Here is a 16,814-nt window from a genome sequence, read left to right on the forward strand (position 1 = left end):
ATTTAAAATAAGAAATCGCATCTGATCAATGAATGTAACCAACAAGGCCAATATCAAAGGTAACAAAATATTTCTTCTTTTTAATAACAAAAAAAATAGAAAAAAAAGAATAAAATTAAACACTAAATTTACAAAGAACATCCAAACTCACCATCACAATACTATTATATTTTTATTTTATGGTACAGAAAATAAGATCAGAAACTAAAAAAGGAGTGATTCTAATGCCTAAATTTGTAGAACAGTTATTGCCTAAATCCACACTAGATCAGTTCAAGTATGAAATTGCGAAAGAAATAGGTATCTTACCTAAAATTGAAAATGGTTACTGGGGTGATGTTACCGCTGAAGAATGTGGTAAAGTTGGTGGTGAAATTGGAGGAAAGATGGTAAAAGCAATGATTAAAAGAGCCGAGACCATGCTTATAAATAAATATAATATTTAATTTCTGGGCAGTTTTATTTTAAAGGTAGTACCTATTCCTCTTTCGCTGTCTACCCAAATTTCTCCTTGATGTTCTTTTATAATTTGAGCTGATATACTCAGTCCTAATCCTGTTCCAGTTTCTTTAGTCGTATAAAATGGTTTAAAAATATTTTTTATTGTTTCTCTATCTATTCCACAACCATTGTCTTTAACGGACATTAGAAGATAGTTCCCATCTTCCTGTAAAATAATTGTTATCTTGCCATTGCAATTGATTGCTTCAATGGAATTTCTTATTAAGTTAATAAACACCTGCTTAATTTTCTCGGGTTGTCCATACAATAATGAATTCTTTAACTCACTCCTTTTTTCAATTTTAATATTTTTGTCATGGACTAAACTAGACATAATAAATATTATATCATCAATAAGCTGATTAATATCAAAAAATTTTCGTGTATTTTTTTTTGTTGAAAAAGATAAAAATTCATGAATTAACTTGTTCATACGATCCAGTTCGTCCAGGATAATTCGCAGGTGTTCTTTTTCATGAAAGTCTTGTTCCCGGTTCTGTAGTAATTGAATGAAACCTCGTACAGAGGTTAATGGGTTTTTGATTTCATGGGCCAAGCTGGCAGACATCTGCTCCATTAATGCATATCTTTCCGATTTCAACCAATCCTGAGTTACTTTGTATTTATAGTTTTTTTCGCTCACTTCAAGATTTTGTTCAGCTACTTCTAATAATCCTTGTCCCTCGTTATGATCTTTAGGATAAACAGCATAACCAGCTAGAACATACAGGTTATCATGTTGTGAATACCCACTAAATTTCCATTTTCTTGTATTTACATTTTCCTGCAACTTTTTTTCAAATCTTTCTTTTATCTCGTGGGCTTGTTCCAAATCAGAATTGGTTAATAAAACTGCAAAAACATCATCTTTCAAACGCGCAACAGTATCAAAATTTCTGATGGTTTGTCTTAAAATTTCAGCAATCCTAGTTAGATTCCATTCCAGACAACCATTTCTAACACCCGATTCCAGTTTGTTTAAATTAACTATTTTATATACTGCAACAGTAAATTTTTTATTCTCTCTTTTAGCACGCGATATTTCCTCATCCAATTTCATTAAAAAATATTTCCCATTTATTAAATGCGTTAATGGATCAATAATAGCTAATCGTTTTAAACGCTCCTGTAGTTTAATCTGATTCTGTAATACCTGATTATAATTTAAGGCAGCAATACTATTAATTAAAACAACAAGGATATGTATTAATAAAATTAAACAAAGAGAGAATATATCTAAAGACTTATAATAATTAATGATTTCTATTATTATACCCGCTGTTGATAATATTATCAAATAAATAGCCAGGGTACTTTTATTTTCACACAAAAGAAAATAAACAGGTAATGCGAACATTTCCCAAATTAATATATGTAATATTGGATTAATTGTAATATAATGGCTGATAAATAATATTATAACCGGCAATAAATATACGGCAGTTTTTATTAACTTAATAATTTGATTATAGAACAAGCTAATATCACCTCCCCAAAAAACTTGTATTTTATTTTCTACAAACTCTAATTCAATCCTTTGATGAAAAAGATAAAAAAAAGACTATTTTTGTCGAAAACGACAAAAATAGTCTTTACTTATTTTTAAGCCACGGCCTTAGTTTTAAATAATAGTCAACTCCAGACCAAATTGTCATTATCACTGCCAAACCCATAAAAACCGAAGCAAAAGGGAAATTAATCAAATAGGCACTAATCGCAACTATTTGCATGATAGTTTTTAACTTACCTAATATGCTTGCGCTTACAACAACACCTTCTGCAGCAACAATAGACCGTAACCCTGTAATGGCAAACTCACGTCCTATAATAATTATTGCAACCCAGGCTGGAATTTCCCGCAGCTCAACAAGGGAAACTAGAGCCGCTGAAATCAGTAATTTATCAGCTAAAGGATCCAGAAATTTACCTAGTCGTGTAATCTGTTTTCGAGAACGGGCAATATAACCATCAAGTCCATCAGTTGATGCTGCCAGAAGAAAAACTGCAAAGGCAATCCACTTTCCGTAAGGCAATTTGCTTACGAGTATTATCATAAATATTGGTACTAAAAAGATCCGGATCAATGTTAATTTATTAGCTAGATTCATGCACAATCTCCCCTAACAAATCATACTCGTAAGCTTCAGTAATCCTTATATTAACAAAATTACCTGAGGCTAAACTCTGATTTGATGAGAAAAAGATTTTGCCATCCACTTCGGGAGCCTCATACTGGCTCCGACCAAAATATAATCCTTCAGAAGTTGTCCCTTCAACTAAAACTAAAAAGGTTTTCCCTACTCGTTGCTGGTTTTTGGCATAGGATATTTCTTGTTGTACCTGCATAGCTCTTTCCCAACGTTGTTTTTTAAGGTTTTCAGGCACTTGGTTCTCCATATTGTAAGCAACGGTTCCGTCTTCCCGGGAATAAGTAAAAATTCCAACCCGGTCAAATTGCATTTCTTGCATGAACTCCAATAACTCATTAAAGTCATCTTCGGTTTCGCCAGGCAAACCTACTATAAAACTGGTACGCAAAACTATATCTGGTATCTCAGTCCGCAGCTTATAAACTAAATCTTTTATGAACTGTTTATTACCTTTTCGGTTCATAGTGGTTAAAATTTTATCACTACAATGTTGTAAAGGAATATCAAGGTAATGACAGACTTTCGGCAAATTCTTAATGGTTTTGATTAATTCATCGGAAAAAAATATAGGATAGCTGTATAATACTCTAATCCAATTTATATTGTTATTATTATTGATTTCTTGTAATAAATCAACTAACTCTGGCTTACCATACAGGTCAAGACCATAACTGGTAGTATCTTGCGCTATTAATAGGATTTCCTTTACTCCCCGTTCTCCTAATAAATTAATTTCATTTAAAATATCTTCTTTCTTACGACTGCGAAACGCTCCTCTGATTACCGGGATTGTACAATAATGGCAGCGGTTATTACAACCCTCTGCTACTTTTACATACGCATAAAAATTAGGGGTTGTTAAGATACGTGGTTTAGACGAGTCATAAAGGTAATCATCTTTTTTATTAACTTCGGCGATTTTTTTACCAGCCAGTATCTGTTCAACTACATCACCGATTTTATCGATTTCATTAGTACCCAGAAAACCATCTACTTCAGGAAGTTCTTTTTCTAATTCATCATGATATTTCTTACTCAAACACCCAGTAACCACAAGAGCCTGACATTTACCCTTTTCTTTATATTGTGCCATTTCAAGAATAGTTTCTATAGATTCCTCTTTTGCAGACTGAATAAAGCCACAGGTGTTTATAATCAACACATCAGCTTCCTCGGCATTATCGGTTATAGTATATCCTTTATTAAACAAATGTCCCAACATTACTTCTGAATCAACCCGGTTTTTTGCGCATCCCAAAGATACAAGTCCTACTCTAACCATTTTTCTACTCCTTCCGTGAGCAAAAAAAGAAATGTCATTACTGACATTTCTTGCAGTAACCATAAAACTTAAGCTGATGATCTGTTATTTTGAACTGAGTTGCCTCAGCTATTGCTTTCTCCAGGGAATCCAGTAAATCATCAGCAAACTCCAATACTTCTCCACAGGATAAACAAATTAAATGATGATGATGATGTTCATCTTGTTCACTAAATTCATATCTACTTCTCCCATCACCAAAATTCATTTTTTGTAAAACACCTAAATCCGCCAGTAAATCTAGTGTACGATATACAGTTGCCATTCCAATTTCAGGATGTTTGGATTTGACCAAACTGTAGATATCCTCGGCCGATAAATGTCTTTCACCATGCTCAAGAAAGGTTTCCATGATAATCCTACGCTGGGGTGTTAATTTATAATCTTTCTCTGCTAAAAGCTGGCAAATCTCTTCAATAGTTTTAGACACAATCCCACCACCATCATGTCTATCTTAATAAATTATATTAACTTCGCTGTTGAATGTCAATCTTCGGAGGCTTAGCGGGAATCAAACAGCCTGGGCCGTTGCCAATCAATTCACTATGCCCTGTCTTAATCAAAGCCTCTTTTACCAGATGATAATTTTGTGGTAACCAGTACTGAGTTAAAGCTCTTTGTAAAGCTTTATCATGCATACTTTTCGGAACATACACCTTTTTGCCTGTTAGAGGGTTAATGCCGGTATAATACATAGTCGTAGATAAACTGCCAGGGGTAGGAATAAAATCCTGCACCTGTTCTACCTTCATTTTATTTTTCTTTAAATATACCGCTAATTTTACCGCATCTTCCAGTGTACTACCCGGATGGGAAGACATTAAGTAGGGTACCAGATACTGTTTAAGTCCTAACCTTCTATTAGTTAGCTCATAAAGCTGTTTAAACTCTTCGAATTGTTCTATTGCTGGTTTCCCCATACAGTAAAGGACAACCTTTGAAATGTGCTCAGGTGCCACTTTCAACTGCCCACTAATGTGATGTTTACATAATTCCTCAACTATTTTCTCCTTTTCTCTATCTGCCAGTAAATAATCATATCTAATACCAGATCGAACAAAGACTTTTTTTATCCCTTTTAGGTTACGTACACTTCGTAATATTTCCAGAAATTTATCATGTCTGGGTTTTAAATGTTCACAGGGTTCAGGAAATAAACACTGTCTGTTTTTACACGCTCCGGCCACTGCCTGTTTAGAACAGGCAGGTCCTAAAAAATTAGCAGTTGGTCCACCAATATCATGAATATAGCCTTTAAACTCTGGCTGGTTAACTAATTTTTTTGCTTCCTCTACAATTGATTCTTTGCTTCTGCTTTGAACGATTCGCCCTTGATGCATTGTTAAAGCGCAAAAGTTGCAACCGCCATAGCAACCACGATTAGCAGTTATGGAAAATATCACCTCGGAAAGAGCCGGCACTCCTCCATCCTTGTCATAGATTGGATGCCATTTTCTTTGAAAAGGCAATTCATAAATCTGATCAAATTCAGTTTCCTTAAGGGGAAAAGCTGGCGGATTTTGAACTAGAAATCCCTTGTCTCGATAAGGTTGAATTAAAATTTTACCCCAAAAAGGATCCTGTTCAAGATATTGTTTTCGAAATGCTTCAGCATATACCAGCTTATCCCGACAAATACTCTCATAATCAGGCAAAAATATCACATTCTTTGGATCTAAAGTACCAATTTCTTCTTTTGAAGCAACATAACATAAACCACGAATATTTTTATAATTACCCTTACTACCTTTCTTTAATTCTAATGCTAGCTCTACAATACTTTTTTCCGCCATCCCGTATAACAACAGATCAGCTCCTGAAAGGATTAAAAAAGAAGGTAAAATTTTGTCCTGCCAGAAGTCATAGTGGGCAAAACGCCGCAGACTTGCTTCAATGCCGCCAAGAATCACCTTTTTATCCGGAAAAATTTCTTTAATAACCTGGGTATAAACTAGAGTCGGATAATCAGGTCTTAATCCCATTTTCCCGCCAGGGGAATAGGCATCTCTTTTTCTTCTTTTTTTGGCCGCTGTATAATGATTTACCATGGAGTCCAAATTACCGGCTGTTACCAGGAAGCCAAAACGAGGTGCTCCTAACTTTTTAAAATCATCCTTTTTCTTCCAGTTGGGTTGGGCGATAATCCCTACTTTAAAGCCATTTTCAATTAATACTCTGCTAATAATAGCAGAGCCAAAACTGGGATGGTCAACATAGGCATCACCTGTGATCAGAATAAAGTCAAGATAATGCCAGCCTAAATTACTCATTTCCTCTTTTGACATCGGTACAAACTCTGGTTGTTGCATCTTTTTCACAAACTCCTCTACAACTGACGATAGTTTTTATCATTAGCTATTATATCACAAACAAGGGACCCTTAATGGGGTCCCTTGCCGAGAATTTTATTGATTTCTTCAACAACCAGTTCAACCAGGCGTGGTAAATTATCAGCTATTGGAGGGGTTAGCTCCATACCCCAGGAAATAGTTCCTGGCTGCATCCCAAAAATAGTTGTATCCGGGCAATCTCCCTAATAGCTGCGCAACCCTTAATACATCATACAAACCCAATTGATGAAAGGATAGCTGGTATTCCAGGGGGTATACATCTACCTGGTCTGGCTTGAATTTAAAAATTGCCCCTGGTTCCGTTCTGGCATTAACAGCATCGATAACTATTAAATAATCCTTCTCTTTCAACAGAGGTAAAAGGGCTAACCCAGCAGTCCCACCGGCAATTACCTCTACTTCTTCTGGCAAATTCATTTTTTCCAGCATTCTGGCAGCATGAATCCCTAAACCTTCATCTTGTAGGATTTCATTACCGATGCCCAGAACTAATACCTGCAACTTTTTCTTGTCCCGCATGTTCTTTACCTTCTTCTATACCAAATAGCATCAATTTTACCTGTTCAGGTGTTTCTGTTGAGGCCATATATACATGGATAATGGTGAAAGCGATGATAATCCACATCACCAGGTAATGGGTCATCCGTAAAGCATGTAATCCTCCTAGAGTAGTAACCACAGAGGAAAAGAGTTCTGGCCGATAAAGGGCAAAACCAGTTACTGCCTGGAACAGGATTATTACCACAATCCCCAGGTAGGAGAGTTTTTGCAGAGCATTATACTTCCCGCTTTTTTGGGGATGGGGCCCAATGAAAGCATAATACTTTACTACTTCCCATAAAGCCTTAATATCCTTAATGCCAAAGGAAAACTGGCCAGCATCAGCATATCTGCCTAAAAAAGCATAAATTATTCTGCCCAAGAGGTTGAAAAACAGCACATACATGAAAATGAAATGTAACAACCTGGCCTCAAACATATAACCAGGAGCAAAAGGTCGGTGAATATAAAAACCAGTCAATATTAGCACAGCCATTGAAACAAGATTGATCCAATGATAAACCCTGGTAGTGCGCGGGTGGTCGGCCGAATGAGCCATTCTCTACACCCCCTATAATACTCGATACTTGAGAATTTCATTAGTTTCAGGTTCAATTAAGTGAATAGCACATGAGAGACACGGGTCAAAGGAACGTACTACCCGTACTACATTAATGGGGTTCTTCGGATCAGGCACTGGAACACCAATTAATGCCTCTTCAACCGGTCCCCGTTTCTTTTTGTCATCCCGGGGTGAGAAGTTCCAGGTTGAAGGCACTACCAGCTGATAGTTTTCAATTTTTTGATCTTTAATATTGACCCAGTGACCAAGCGCACCGCGCGGAGCTTCATTTAAACCAGCACCTTTTCCTTCTTTGGGTGGCTGCCATTTTGTATTGTCATGAATCTTTATATCGCCTTTGCCAATAAGTTCGTACATTTTGTCTACCCATACCAGCAGCTGTTTTGCCAACAGGACAGCCTCCACAGCACGGGCAGCATGGCGAGCCACAGCCCCCGGCTTAATATTGTATTTCTTAATTACATCCATCAGTACCTGAGGCTTATTAATCAACATTCTGGCAAGAGGTCCTACTTCCATTGCATAGGCCTCATACCGCGGCGCCTTAACAAAAGAGTAAGCGTTTTCCTTGTCCGGGTTTACTTTAGTTTCGCCTTCACTTGGATGTTTAGCTTCACCATTGTACCAGGAATAGGTAATTTCTTCGGTTATTTTATCCGGAGTAAATTCTAATACCTGGTCAATATTTCCATTAACAATTACACCGGGCTTAAAGAACAAATTCTTTTTCTCGACATCATCATGGAAACCACCATAAGCCATGAAGTTACCATAACCGCCTCCAATACCAGCCTGTGCCAGCGGCAGTAGAGGCCCTGTACCAAAGATCAGCACATCCTTCAGATAGACATTTTCCAGGAAATCAATTTGTTCCAGTAACAAGCTACGATAATTGTTCAGTGTTTCTACTGATGGGAAATTGGTAAATCCACCTACTACCATGGCAGAGTTGTGAGGAATCTTTCCGCCCAGTAAAGCTGCCATACGCTTGGCCTTAGCCTGCATATCCAGAGCAAATAGATAGTGATAAACAGCAGTTGTTACCAGCTCAGGATCCTTTACAGAAAACTCATCAGGCTGATATCTGGGTACCAGCGGATGAGCATCACCAGCCTGCACCAGGGCAACAATTTTGTCTTTCACAGCGTTAAGCTTGGGATCATTTCCTTTATACTGGGCAACAGCAGTAACATCAATGTAATCCAAAGCACTTAAGTGATAGAAATGCAGCGGATGGTCGTGCAACCAGATTGCCCCCATCATCAGGTTACGCATCAAAACTCCTGCTTCGGGAACAGTGGCGCCAAAGGCCTCATCTAATGCCAATGCAGAAGCCCAACCATGAGAACCAGTACAGACACCGCAAACCCTGTCTGTTACATATACTGCATCCCGTGGGTCTTTACCCTGCAACAGCACTTCAAAGCCACGGAACATTGTACCAGCAGACCAGGCATCTTTAACAACACCATTTTCAACTTCTACTGTTATACTCAAATGACCTTCTATTCTAGTAACGGGATCAATCACAATTTTTTCAGCCATGGATTATTACCCCCTTATTCTTCTTTCTTGGTAAGTTTGCTTCCTGCAAAATGGACAGCTGCAGCAACAGCAGCAGCACCACCGATTACTTTTCCGATGGTATCAACATTAGTTGCTCCAATACCAGGCAGTTCCTTCTGAATAATTTCCTGTTTGTCATATAAGGGAGTAAATTTATGATAAAACTCTGGTTGTGAACAACCAGCGCAGGGAGAACCTGCATTAATACAGAAGTTGGCACCATCATTCCACCAGACCTGAGCACAGTTGGTATAGGTTTTTGGTCCCTTGCACCCCATCAGTAACAAACAATAATCCTTTTGTTTCGGATCATTCCAGTCGGTAACAAACTCGCCATTTTCAAAATGACCACGGCGCGGACAATTGTCATGTAAGAGGTTACTGTAGAATAGTTTTGGGCGTCTGTAGGCATCCAGTTCCGGAGCAGACTTGTAAGTAAGGTAATAAATAATCGTTGCCAGCAGTACTGATGGTTTCACTGGGCAATGTGGCAAGTTGATCACCTTTTGCTTGGTTTGTTCATCAACCACATCTGCCACACCTTTTGCTCCCGTTGGTCCAGCAGCTGGAATACCACCGTAGGCAGAACAAGCTCCAGCAGCCAGAACAACACTAGCATTTTGCGCTGCTTTAATCAGTGTTTCACGCCATGGTTTTCCAGCAACATAACAAAACTTATCATTTTCAGTTGGTACAGAGCCTTCAACAACTAATACATAGCCACCCTCTTTAATGGTTTCTTCCAGAACTTCTTCGGCAATGGTCCCGGAAGAACCCATTACCGTTTCGTGGTAGCGCAAAGAAATCATATCCAGTACAACTTCAGCTGCACTGGGTTTAATGGTAGCCAAAAAAGATTCACTGCATCCAGCACAATCCTGCCCTTCCAGCCAGATTACTGCTGGTTTTTTGGCAGCGCTCTCAACTGCAGCTGCCACCTGTGGTGCAGCCCCCTCCCCCAGGCCGATGGCCGCCGCAGTGGTAGCGCATAGTTTTACAAAGTCTCTTCGAGAGATCCCTCGGGAAATCAATCTTTCCAGCAAATCCATATACTTGCACCTCCTGGTTGATTTTATTGAGCTAGTAATGACTGGGCCTCAGAACTTAGCAACACCTTGCTGTCAATAACCTCAACTGGGATATTACCGATCTCCTGCCAGGCCGTATTTTCCCAGGACCAGCTTTTCTGGCATAAAGGACAAAAAAATTCCTGGTACTCCCGCCGCAGCATTAGTGGAAACCGGTCATGTGGACAAATTGAGTAAGTCAGAGCAAAACTATGGTTCCAAGCCCATAAAAAATAAGTATTATTTCGATAAAAGATTTTTTTAGGTGTTGATGATACATCTTCTAGACCGCAGAGAACTACCCCCTCGTTAACCTCTAGCCCTAACGTAGAAGCTTTTTTTATCAACTCGTCACCAACTTCCACAGCTTTTTCCATTGATTTTTTGATGAACCAGTTGAAGAATTCTGCTCTGGTTAACTTTTTCTCTGCCGTCATAGAAACATCACCCCAGTCATTTGCCCATAATTTCGACAATAATAAGAAAATTCCTTCTAAACCTTAATAATCCCCATAAGTACTTATGTAAAAAAAATAGACACAACTATGAGTTGTGCCTAATTTTCTTTCAGTTTTTTTTACTGTGGATATAATGTTTTTTTAATAACTTCACCTTTCTTGCCCATTGTACCAAGATCCTGGCCGTTAACTTTTAATTTAACTGCTGCAGCATTACCCACCCATAATTTAATCATTTTATCACTTTCAAATGATAATTTCTGCCCTTTACCTGCTATTCCCTGCCAGACAATCCCTTTTTCCGTTTCAATCTGCAACCAGGATGTCTCTTGAACAATCTCTACTGTTATCGCAATTTTTTTCTTTTCAACGGTCGGTGGAGGCTGCGTTGTTTCTGACGGTTTTTCTTGCGGTTGCTGGGGTTGTTGTACTGGTAATTGCTGTTTAGGGCTTTCTGACTTTTTTTCAGCTATTTGAGGATGTTTTTGACTAATATTTATGTTTTGCGGTTTGTTATAAATATAAAAGACTAAAATTACCGCCAGGACTCCTACAGCTACTACAAATAACTTGCTAAAAATTTTTTTCTCTTTTTTCCTCTCCGCTTTGATATTGGCTCTGTGAACTTTTATTACCTCTTCTTCCCCTATTTTAACATTCTGAAAACGCTGGGTTTTGTAACGCAAAAGAATCTCATCGGGGTCTAAACCAAGATAAGTTGCATAATTACGTAAAAATCCTTTAACATAAGCCTCACCAGGAATCTTGTCCCATTCTTCTTTTTCAAGAGCCTCTAAATAACGCCAGCGCATATTAGTTTCTTCTTCTACTTTTTGTAAGGTTAAATTCATACGCTCCCGAGCTTGTCTGAGTTCTTCACCAATTCCGCCCAACACTTATCCCTCCGTTAACTTAAATCAAAGGCATTAATACTAAGTGCGATATCTTCATAATTTATTTCTTCCGTAGGAGTTGCTCTTAGTTCTACTAAATAAGCAAAATCTGACCATGTTAAAAGTCCATGATTGACTAAAAAATCAGGATGTTCAACTACACAAGTGTAATTTCTCACTAATTCTAAAACTAATTCTTTATGCTTATAGCCACCTCTTGTATAGGTGATAATACCATCAATTAAGTAAATATGCTCATTATCAATATTTCCCAGCGATTCCCGGATAGTTTGCCGTAACAGTGAAGACGATACCAGCGTCCAGCGTTTATTGGCATAAACACAAGCAGCAATAGCCGATTCTGTTTTCCCGACTCTGGGTTTTCCCCGTAAACCAATTAATATTGGTGATTGTTTTTCGATTATCTCGCCAAGAAAATCTATCATTACTCCAATATCATTACGAGTAAATTGATAAGTGGCCGGTTCAGATTTTACAGGCTGGATTTTTTGACCATGCTTCACAGCAAGATAATCCAAAAACAGTGGCTTTCTCCAGGCCAGCACTTGAATTGAAGGAATGCGTGCAGCCGCTTGAAAAAAAGCTTCCAGAGCCTGGTCCTCTCCTTCCAGGAGAAAACATCTCCAGTTACCACTGACACCACTAACTTGTAATATATTTATTTTATATAAACCTATTAAAGTAGCAATATCTCCTAACAGTCCTGGGCGATTATCTAAATTCAAATACTCAAAATACTTTTTAGACATGAGCTATTCTCCTAAAGTATTTCTCTAATTCCTCTACACACTCATTGATATTGTCACTGGATATACATACATCAAATTCAGGATCAGGATGATTGGGGAATCCATAGACCTGATCATAATATTCTTCAATTAATATTCTTGCGAATTCATCTAAGTTACCTTCAAGTAACATTTCCAAAAGAGTTTTTACTTTTTCATTGCCAAGGCGTTGTCTTAATCTATATACAGCTGCAGATAATTCCATTCTCTGTTCAGGGTCATTCCAGTAATTTTTTAAGTATGTTTCTACAATTCTTTGGGTTCTGGTTTCTATGCTAGCGTAAATTAACACTTTGTGTCCAGTCTGCATAGTGGTGAAAAATTTTTCCGGTAATAATAAACGGCCAATCCGTTTGCTCTCCCCTTCTACAATAAAGAAGTTATGGGATTGTTCCACTTTCATTAAGTGTTGAAACAATAGGCCTTCAAAGTTTTTCTGGGTTGGTTGTTCTCCTAGACCGATGGCACCAAATACCGAGCCCCGGTTATTGGCTAGTTTTTCCAAATCAATAGCCGGCAGATTTTTTTCTATTAATAATTTATTAATTATTTCAGTTTTGCCTGTGCCCGTATTTCCATAAAGCACAATTGCCCCAGGTAAATCTGCACTGCTAAAATATCTGTGGACTAAGCGACGGAATGCTTTATATCCACCAATCAAACGCAAACAATTTATGTCCATAAAATTCAAGATATAAGCAAAGAACTTTGACCTATGACCTCCACGCCAGCAAAAAATTACAGGAATTTTATCGCCTGCTTTTTCCTTTACCTCTTTTACCAGCGAATAAATTTTGGGTCCAGCGATTTCCAAACCCCGCAATTTAGCTTGTTCAGGGGAAATTTGTTTGTAAATAGTACCAATTTCAGCTCTTTCTTCATCATTAAAAAGTGGTATATTGATAGCACCAGGTATGGTTGCTTCTTGAAACTCTTTCGGTGCCCTTATATCTACAAAAATAGCATTAGTTAGTTTAAGTGCCTCTGCTATTTCTATTTCCTTAACCATTTACAGTTCTCCTTCTATATACTTTTCCAAATTAAGTGTATCATGCAAATACGCTATCTGCAAGTAAAAAGGGAGCAGGATTAAAATTCTCCCCTCCCATCAGCAAAATAGTCATCCGTAACATAATAATTTTCATCAATTTCCCTTCTGACGAAGTTTTGCTTTCTTACGGCACGTATTCTAATCCGTTTAATGTTTTTATGCATCGCGATCCCTCCCGGAATATTGTCTCCTGATTTTTTTCACTCTATAACGGGAGGGATAATTATGAAAACCCATAAAACTGTATATTTGCTGGGCTCAGGATTTTCTAAAGCAGCCGGAGCCCCACTGGGTCGTGAGTTAATGGAGAAGATCTTTGACCAACACGATAAACCTAACATTAATAAAATGAAACACTGGATCTATAAACACATTTTCCCCACGAAAAAAGATTGGATTAGCAATTGTGAAATAGATGAATTAATTAGCCGACTTACTCTCCACTGTTATTATAACAATCAATGCCAACATACTTCGGAAATATTAAATGTAATCATCAAGGAACTGGCCAACTCCGTGAATTGTCAACTGGATAAAGCTGATTTTGCAATCTACCGGAATTTCATTGAGCGTCTCAAACCGCGAGACACAGTGATCACATTAAATTATGATACCATTTTGGAACGAAGCGGAATCAAAGGCAAGACAAGAAATTTGCTAAAGTTACATGGGAGTATCAGCTGGTCGTGGTGTAGCAGATGTAAGTATTATACTTTTCATAGCTCTTGGCAAACAGGAATGATTTGCCCTAAATGCCACTATCCCTTATTGCCTTTGATAGTCCCTCCACAAATTACAATCGCTGAACATTATAGCCCCTTAATTCCCTTTTATAATTATGCCATAAATGCTATTAAAAAATCAGACCGCATTGTTATCATAGGCTATTCCCTTCCTGCAACCGACTATGATATAAAAATGTTGTTGTTGCTTGGGATAAAGCAAAATCCCCGCAAAATTCCCATTTATATTATTAACGGACCTCACTGTGATATAAAAAATTATGAAATCCTCCGCAGGCACCTCATAAAAATAAAAATGACTGCAGAGGATTGGTTAAAATTACAATGAGGACAATAATAATGCTATAATTGTCTTGCCATCGATAATTTCTTTTCGCTTAATCATGTTTAAAGCTTCTTCAGGCGTAAAATAAAGTACATCTATTTCCTCACCTTCATCTAACTCCTGATCTGCTTGATCTTTCAGCTTACATGAAAAAACATACATTTTCTCGTCAGTAATTCCGGGACTGGGGAAATAAGAGGTTAATAACACCCAGTCACTACCAGTCCAGCCCGTTTCCTCCTTCAATTCTCGCTGAGCAGCCAGGAGAGGGTCTTCGCCTTTTTCGATTCCACCAGCAGGCAGTTCTAACAAAATTTTATCAATAGCCGGCCTTCTTTGCTGAACAAATGCGATTTTATTATCCGCTCGTTTAGCCAGTATCACTACGGCATCTTTACTGTGCAACCAGGAGAAGATTATCTTCTTCCCTCTTACAACCTCTTCCCTGGACCAAATTTCTTTAGCCACAAACAACACTCCTAAGCACTTTTTTCGATCTTTTTTAGGCTTCCATCCTGCTCAATCCCAAATGCTACAATTTTACCGCTTTTTTCTACTAACTCACAAAAACACGCACGGCAAAACCACAGATTCTGTCGAAGTATACCAATATCTCTGCTCTGGCAGATAGGACAGATAATTAATGTTTCCTTTTTATTTTTATTCATCTCGATTTATCCCTCCAAAAATCAAAATCAAACGCAATAGCTCCAGAACAGCCGTTACAGCTGCAGCCACATAAGTTAGGGCAGCAGCTCGCAAAACAGCACTTACTGCCGGCGATTCACTGCGAGTTATTAGACCAGTACTGCTTAGCAAATTTACAGCTCTTGAACTAGCATTAAACTCTACTGGTAAAGTAATGACCTGGAAAAGCACAGTAAAGGAAAACACAAGTATACCCAACTCAATCAGGTTGGCAGCGTGGAAGAAGAAGCCCAGGAGCAACAGGGGCCAGGACAGAAATGACCCGATATTTACGAGGGGAAAAATCCTGTGTCTGGCAACTAAGGCCCAGTATCCCTCACTATGCTGCACGGCATGCCCTACTTCATGAGCTGCAACAGCCAGACTTGCTATCGAGTTACCGTAATATATGTCAGGTGACAATCTTACAACTTTATGGATTGGATCGTAATGGTCCCCTAGAAAACCTTCCGTGATCTGAACAGGTATATGGGATAAACCCATTTTGTCCAGTAAAATACGAGCCACCACAGCTCCTGTTAAACCTTGCGAGTTTAGTTTGTTCTTATACTGTGAAAAAGTCGTTGTAACTTTCAATTGTGCATACAATGCCAGCAGAATTGCAGGTAATAACAGCCAATCATAGGGTGTCCAAAAAATCATATAACAAATCACTCCTTTTAAATTTATTTATTATGAATAATAACAGAAAAAGACCAACATTATCCAGTAATCACCGGATTAATGCAGGTCTTGCTTGACATACGTCTTACAAGGCCGGGCTCGTGCCGTATTGACGACCTTGTAAAGCTAACGCTTTGCGTTAGCCAGCTACTCCCCTGTTAATATTATGGTTTTTTACCTAATATATTTATAGCAAAGTATCGAATTTTTGTCAATATCAGATTTTGGTTTTTTCTATTGGAATAACTTTATAACCTTTAATAGCTATTTGATTTAACAGTTCGTCCAGCCCTTGATCTACATCCGCCGAGACCCCATGCAAAAGAATGATAGCACCTGGATGTATCTGCGCCATAACCTGTTTGATAACGGCCTGACTACCACCTGGCATTGGTTTCCAATCAGGAATGGCGACACTCCACAATACCGTCGTATAGCCCATTTTTTGTAATTGATCCAGCACTTGCTCACTATATTCTCCCTTTGGAGGTCGTAAATAGCGATAAATGGCTTTCTGTCCTGTGACCCGTTCAATTTCCAGTTGTAAAGGTTCAACTTCTTCTTTTAACTTTTTTCGATTCAGTTGGGGTAAACTTGGGTGGTTAATGGTATGGTTGCCAACAATGTGGCCATTGGCCACCATCTTTTGGGCCAAATCATGATTGTTCTTTAACCAATGCCCTGTAACAAAAAATGTAGCTTTAACTCCATGACGATTTAGAACCTCGATGATGTGGTCGGTATAACCATTCTCATAACCCAAATCAAAGGTTAATACTACTTCTTTTTTTCCCGTGGGAATCCGATATAATACACCATATTTTCTTAAAGTTTCCTCTTGTTCCAGCGTAATCCCTGGCCCTTGCTCATTCTGTGATTTTTTAAAACCCCAGGCTAAAGGTTTGTTAGAAAGATTTACTGCCGGCAGAGACATCTTCTCAGCTGAATTCGATTTAGTTATGGGTTTAGTTTTTGCAATAGGAGTTGCTTTCTGGCTTAGAAACCAAATTATCCCGGTAAAGCCTATAACAAATGCAATTATATACGCTATCTTTTTCATTTATATCACCTCATAACTAATTATT

The 16,814-nt window shown here is 38.1% G+C and carries 20 protein-coding genes; 2 read left to right on the forward strand and 18 right to left on the reverse strand.

The window, feature by feature from the left end; genetic code table 11:
• The first annotated feature begins 224 nt into the window (after window positions 1–224).
• Window positions 225–446, forward strand: coding sequence for an alpha/beta-type small acid-soluble spore protein (locus ULO1_RS04015; RefSeq protein ID WP_078666400.1), 222 nt, complete (start codon window positions 225–227; stop codon window positions 444–446).
• Here ULO1_RS04015 and ULO1_RS04020 read toward each other — a convergent pair.
• From ULO1_RS04020 to ULO1_RS15295, 14 genes are all read right to left on the reverse strand, one after another.
• Complete coding sequence (locus tag ULO1_RS04020; RefSeq protein ID WP_078666399.1) at window positions 443–1,978, reverse strand: ATP-binding protein; 1,536 nt, start codon at window positions 1,976–1,978, stop codon at window positions 443–445. The two genes, ULO1_RS04015 and ULO1_RS04020, sit on opposite strands and share 4 nt — an antisense overlap.
• A 115-nt stretch (window positions 1,979–2,093) precedes the next feature.
• Entirely contained in the window at window positions 2,094–2,609 is a 516-nt protein-coding gene (gene pgsA / locus ULO1_RS04025) for a CDP-diacylglycerol--glycerol-3-phosphate 3-phosphatidyltransferase (protein WP_078666398.1), read from the reverse strand.
• Window positions 2,596–3,933, reverse strand: coding sequence for a 30S ribosomal protein S12 methylthiotransferase RimO (gene rimO / locus ULO1_RS04030; RefSeq protein WP_078666397.1), 1,338 nt, complete (start codon window positions 3,931–3,933; stop codon window positions 2,596–2,598). The genes pgsA and rimO overlap by 14 nt, the downstream gene beginning before the upstream one ends.
• A 37-nt stretch (window positions 3,934–3,970) precedes the next feature.
• On the reverse strand, window positions 3,971–4,402 hold the full coding sequence (locus ULO1_RS04035; protein WP_078666396.1) for a Fur family transcriptional regulator: 432 nt from the start codon (window positions 4,400–4,402) through the stop codon (window positions 3,971–3,973).
• A 37-nt stretch (window positions 4,403–4,439) separates the two neighbouring features.
• Window positions 4,440–6,281, reverse strand: a complete 1,842-nt coding sequence (locus ULO1_RS04040) for a YgiQ family radical SAM protein (RefSeq protein ID WP_079933035.1) — start codon at window positions 6,279–6,281, stop codon at window positions 4,440–4,442.
• 141 nt (window positions 6,282–6,422) lie between these two features.
• Complete coding sequence (locus ULO1_RS04045) at window positions 6,423–6,842, reverse strand: hydrogenase maturation protease (RefSeq protein ID WP_242947897.1); 420 nt, start codon at window positions 6,840–6,842, stop codon at window positions 6,423–6,425.
• Window positions 6,796–7,422: a Ni/Fe-hydrogenase, b-type cytochrome subunit gene (gene cybH / locus ULO1_RS04050; RefSeq protein ID WP_078666393.1), complete on the reverse strand. Its 627-nt coding sequence runs from the start codon at window positions 7,420–7,422 to the stop codon at window positions 6,796–6,798. The genes ULO1_RS04045 and cybH overlap by 47 nt, the downstream gene beginning before the upstream one ends.
• Before the next feature lie 12 nt (window positions 7,423–7,434).
• The gene (locus ULO1_RS04055) at window positions 7,435–8,991 is read right to left on the reverse strand and encodes a nickel-dependent hydrogenase large subunit (protein WP_078666392.1); all 1,557 of its coding nucleotides are present in this window, start codon (window positions 8,989–8,991) and stop codon (window positions 7,435–7,437) included.
• Window positions 8,992–9,005: 14 nt separating this feature from the next.
• A complete protein-coding gene (locus tag ULO1_RS04060) occupies window positions 9,006–10,061 on the reverse strand; it encodes a hydrogenase small subunit (RefSeq protein ID WP_079907993.1) in 1,056 nt (351 codons plus the stop codon).
• Window positions 10,062–10,084: 23 nt separating this feature from the next.
• Complete coding sequence (locus ULO1_RS04065) at window positions 10,085–10,555, reverse strand: hypothetical protein (RefSeq protein WP_143311860.1); 471 nt, start codon at window positions 10,553–10,555, stop codon at window positions 10,085–10,087.
• 101 nt (window positions 10,556–10,656) lie between these two features.
• Window positions 10,657–11,430, reverse strand: a complete 774-nt coding sequence (locus tag ULO1_RS04070; RefSeq protein ID WP_079933036.1) for a RodZ domain-containing protein — start codon at window positions 11,428–11,430, stop codon at window positions 10,657–10,659.
• Window positions 11,431–11,444: 14 nt separating this feature from the next.
• Window positions 11,445–12,200: a DUF3388 domain-containing protein gene (locus ULO1_RS04075; protein ID WP_078666388.1), complete on the reverse strand. Its 756-nt coding sequence runs from the start codon at window positions 12,198–12,200 to the stop codon at window positions 11,445–11,447.
• Window positions 12,193–13,248 (reverse strand): tRNA 2-selenouridine(34) synthase MnmH, encoded by a 1,056-nt coding sequence (gene mnmH, locus ULO1_RS04080; RefSeq protein ID WP_079907996.1) that lies wholly within the window; start codon window positions 13,246–13,248, stop codon window positions 12,193–12,195. The genes ULO1_RS04075 and mnmH overlap by 8 nt, the downstream gene beginning before the upstream one ends.
• A gap of 80 nt (window positions 13,249–13,328) precedes the next feature.
• Window positions 13,329–13,454: a hypothetical protein gene (locus tag ULO1_RS15295; protein WP_278308207.1), complete on the reverse strand. Its 126-nt coding sequence runs from the start codon at window positions 13,452–13,454 to the stop codon at window positions 13,329–13,331.
• A 61-nt stretch (window positions 13,455–13,515) separates the two neighbouring features.
• On the opposite strand from ULO1_RS15295, the gene ULO1_RS04085 reads away from it, so the two are divergent.
• A complete protein-coding gene (locus tag ULO1_RS04085; RefSeq protein ID WP_159071877.1) occupies window positions 13,516–14,361 on the forward strand; it encodes a Sir2 family NAD-dependent protein deacetylase in 846 nt (281 codons plus the stop codon).
• Here the strand turns inward: ULO1_RS04085 and ULO1_RS04090 are convergent.
• From ULO1_RS04090 to ULO1_RS04105, 4 genes are all read right to left on the reverse strand, one after another.
• On the reverse strand, window positions 14,353–14,826 hold the full coding sequence (locus ULO1_RS04090) for an NUDIX hydrolase (RefSeq protein ID WP_159446647.1): 474 nt from the start codon (window positions 14,824–14,826) through the stop codon (window positions 14,353–14,355). The two genes, ULO1_RS04085 and ULO1_RS04090, sit on opposite strands and share 9 nt — an antisense overlap.
• Window positions 14,827–14,837: 11 nt before the next feature.
• On the reverse strand, window positions 14,838–15,026 hold the full coding sequence (locus tag ULO1_RS04095) for a hypothetical protein (RefSeq protein ID WP_078666384.1): 189 nt from the start codon (window positions 15,024–15,026) through the stop codon (window positions 14,838–14,840).
• A complete protein-coding gene (locus tag ULO1_RS04100; protein WP_143312020.1) occupies window positions 15,019–15,708 on the reverse strand; it encodes a zinc metallopeptidase in 690 nt (229 codons plus the stop codon). Before ULO1_RS04100 ends, ULO1_RS04095 begins: the two co-directional genes overlap by 8 nt.
• A gap of 238 nt (window positions 15,709–15,946) precedes the next feature.
• The gene (locus tag ULO1_RS04105; RefSeq protein WP_078666382.1) at window positions 15,947–16,789 is read right to left on the reverse strand and encodes a polysaccharide deacetylase family protein; all 843 of its coding nucleotides are present in this window, start codon (window positions 16,787–16,789) and stop codon (window positions 15,947–15,949) included.
• Window positions 16,790–16,814: the final 25 nt, after the last annotated feature.

It is taken from the genome of Carboxydocella sp. ULO1, from assembly GCF_002049255.1.
Lineage (GTDB): Bacteria > Bacillota.

Excerpts from the sequence above, each read along its gene's own strand:
- ULO1_RS04015 (WP_078666400.1), top strand. The coding sequence starts at position 225 with ATGCCTAAATTTGTAGAACAGTTATTGCCTAAATCCACACTAGATCAG.
- pgsA (WP_078666398.1), bottom strand. The coding sequence starts at position 2,609 with ATGAATCTAGCTAATAAATTAACATTGATCCGGATCTTTTTAGTACCA.
- rimO (WP_078666397.1), bottom strand. The coding sequence starts at position 3,933 with ATGGTTAGAGTAGGACTTGTATCTTTGGGATGCGCAAAAAACCGGGTT.
- ULO1_RS04040 (WP_079933035.1), bottom strand. The coding sequence starts at position 6,281 with ATGCAACAACCAGAGTTTGTACCGATGTCAAAAGAGGAAATGAGTAAT.
- ULO1_RS04045 (WP_242947897.1), bottom strand. The coding sequence starts at position 6,842 with ATGCGGGACAAGAAAAAGTTGCAGGTATTAGTTCTGGGCATCGGTAAT.
- cybH (WP_078666393.1), bottom strand. The coding sequence starts at position 7,422 with ATGGCTCATTCGGCCGACCACCCGCGCACTACCAGGGTTTATCATTGG.
- ULO1_RS04055 (WP_078666392.1), bottom strand. The coding sequence starts at position 8,991 with ATGGCTGAAAAAATTGTGATTGATCCCGTTACTAGAATAGAAGGTCAT.
- ULO1_RS04060 (WP_079907993.1), bottom strand. The coding sequence starts at position 10,061 with ATGGATTTGCTGGAAAGATTGATTTCCCGAGGGATCTCTCGAAGAGAC.
- ULO1_RS04075 (WP_078666388.1), bottom strand. The coding sequence starts at position 12,200 with ATGTCTAAAAAGTATTTTGAGTATTTGAATTTAGATAATCGCCCAGGA.
- mnmH (WP_079907996.1), bottom strand. The coding sequence starts at position 13,248 with ATGGTTAAGGAAATAGAAATAGCAGAGGCACTTAAACTAACTAATGCT.
- ULO1_RS15295 (WP_278308207.1), bottom strand. The coding sequence starts at position 13,454 with ATGCATAAAAACATTAAACGGATTAGAATACGTGCCGTAAGAAAGCAA.
- ULO1_RS04085 (WP_159071877.1), top strand. The coding sequence starts at position 13,516 with ATGAAAACCCATAAAACTGTATATTTGCTGGGCTCAGGATTTTCTAAA.
- ULO1_RS04095 (WP_078666384.1), bottom strand. The coding sequence starts at position 15,026 with ATGAATAAAAATAAAAAGGAAACATTAATTATCTGTCCTATCTGCCAG.
- ULO1_RS04100 (WP_143312020.1), bottom strand. The coding sequence starts at position 15,708 with ATGATTTTTTGGACACCCTATGATTGGCTGTTATTACCTGCAATTCTG.
- ULO1_RS04105 (WP_078666382.1), bottom strand. The coding sequence starts at position 16,789 with ATGAAAAAGATAGCGTATATAATTGCATTTGTTATAGGCTTTACCGGG.